The sequence below is a fragment of the Frankia sp. R82 genome (genome assembly GCF_023716925.1).
Classification (GTDB): Bacteria; Actinomycetota; Actinomycetes; order Frankiales; family Frankiaceae; genus Frankia.
Map to the genome: position 1 here is coordinate 1 of NZ_JAMQQG010000132.1, position 2,088 is coordinate 2,088.

Here is a 2,088-nt window from a genome sequence, read left to right on the forward strand (position 1 = left end):
GGTCCCGGCCGCGCGGCGCAGCCCCTCGGCGTCCAGGGGGGCCGCCTGCCGGGTGTCCGCCGGCGCCGGGCTCGGCCCGAGTCCCACCGCGACGACGGTGGCTGCGCGTACCGCGCCGAGCGTCGCGAACTGGACGACCTCGCCGGCCCGCCCCGTCGCGCCGAGCGAGGTGAGCACGCCCACGAGCCGCCCGCCGAGGGCCTCGTCCAGCGCGCCGGCACCGGGGGCGACCTCGACCCCCTCCGCCCCGGACATGGTCCCGATCACCACCGCGTCCACGGCGAGATCGACAAGGGCTGTGGCACTGGGCGCGATAGTGGTCATGAGGTGAGCGTATTGAACGTGACGGTGCCCGGGCGGTCGCGGTCACTAGGCTGTGTCCCATGGCAGAGCTGCGGCGATCTCCGCTGTACGACCGGCATGTCGCGCTGGGCGCGAAGCTCGCGGAGTTCGGCGGGTGGGAGATGCCGATCGAGTACGCCGGGCGGGGCGTGCTGGCCGAACACCAGGCCGTCCGCAGTGCGGTCGGCGTCTTCGACGTCAGCCATCTCGGCAAGGCCGAGGTCACCGGCCCCGGCGCCGCGGCCTTCGTCAACGCCTGTCTGACGAACGACCTTGCCCGCATCGGTCCCGGACAGGCCCAGTACACGCTGTGCTGCACCGAGGAGGGCGGGGTCGTCGACGACCTGATCGCCTATCTGATCTCACCCGAGCATGTGCTGCTCGTCCCGAACGCGGCGAACAACGCCGAGGTCGTCGCCCGGCTGGCCGCCGCGGCCCCGCCCGCGGTGACCGTCACCGACCGGCACACCGACCTGGCCGTCCTCGCCGTGCAGGGCCCCGCCGCGCCCCGGCTGCTCGCCGCACTCGAGCTGCCGGCCGAGAGCGCGTACATGAGTTTCGTCGAGGCCTCCTGGAAGGGCCTCCCGGTGATCGTCTGCCGGTCCGGCTACACCGGCGAGCGGGGCTTCGAGCTGCTGCCCCGCTGGTCGGACGCGCCCGCCCTGTGGGACGCCCTGCTCGCCGCCGGCGCACCGCTGGACGTGTCACCCGCGGGCCTGGGCGCCCGGGACACCCTGCGCACCGAGATGGGCTACCCGCTGCACGGGCAGGATCTCTCGCTGTCGATCACCCCGGTGCAGGCCCGGTCGGGCTGGGCGGTCGGCTGGGGCAAGCCCGCGTTCTGGGGTCGCGCCGCCCTGCTCGCCGAACGGGAAGCCGCTGCCAGCCGCCTGCTGTGGGGCCTGCGCGCAACGGGACGGGCGATCCCCCGCGCCCACATGACCGTCACCTCCGCCGCCGGTGACCCGATCGGCGAGGTCACCAGCGGGACCTTCTCCCCGACCCTGCGGGAGGGCATCGGTCTCGCCCTGCTCGACCGGGGCATCACCGAAGGTGAAACCGTCCACGTCGACGTCCGCGGCCGGCCCGCCCCGATGACCGTCGTGCGTCCCCCCTTCGTGCCCTCCACCCCCCGGTAATCCCCCCTGTGCGCCTGACCGCGTCCCGTCCCGTCGGAGGCATCGGGTAGGAAGGGTGTCGTGGATTCCCGAGCCGTGAACAGCAGTGCCTCCGGCGAGCCGGCCAGCAGCGCGGCTGTTGATGCTGCCCCTGGCGGTGACGCCGGTGACGCCGGTGACGCCGGTGACGCCGGTGGCGCTCGCGGCCCGGTTCCGGCCGTCCCGGAGCTGGATGGTGGGGCGATGCTGGCCGCCCTCGCCCGGCAGGGGCAGCTGACCAAGCCGCCCGGTGCGCTGGGGCGCCTCGAGGAGCTGTCGGTCTGGATCGCGGGAGTCCAGGGGGCATGCCCGCCGCGGGCGTTCGCGCGGGTGCGGGTGGTGGTCGTCGCTGCGGATCACGGGATTGCCGGGGTCGGCGTGTCGGCGTTTCCGAGTGACGTCACCGCCCAGATGGTGGCGAACTTCGCCGCCGGCGGGGCCGCGGTGAACGTGCTTGCCCGGCAGGTCGGCGCCGAGGTGCGGGTGGTCGATGTCGCCGTCGACACCGCGGTGGGGGGGGGGGGGGGGGGGGGGGGGGGGGGGGGGGGGGGGGGGGGGGGGGGGGGGGGGGGGGGGGGGGGGGGGGGGG

The 2,088-nt window shown here is 75.4% G+C and carries 3 protein-coding genes; 2 read left to right on the forward strand and 1 reads right to left on the reverse strand.

The window, feature by feature from the left end:
- Positions 1–324 (reverse strand): M17 family peptidase N-terminal domain-containing protein (locus tag ND747_RS16130; RefSeq protein WP_285900624.1); only part of this gene is annotated, 324 nt, incomplete at its 3' end.
- Between the two features lie 59 nt (positions 325–383).
- Between ND747_RS16130 and gcvT the strand changes: the two genes are divergently transcribed.
- Entirely contained in the window at positions 384–1,481 is a 1,098-nt protein-coding gene (gene gcvT, locus ND747_RS16135; RefSeq protein WP_251734435.1) for a glycine cleavage system aminomethyltransferase GcvT, read from the forward strand.
- A 222-nt stretch (positions 1,482–1,703) separates the two neighbouring features.
- Positions 1,704–2,088, forward strand: a 385-nt coding sequence (locus tag ND747_RS16140) for a nicotinate-nucleotide--dimethylbenzimidazole phosphoribosyltransferase (protein WP_251734436.1), incomplete at its 3' end; no start/stop codon positions are given.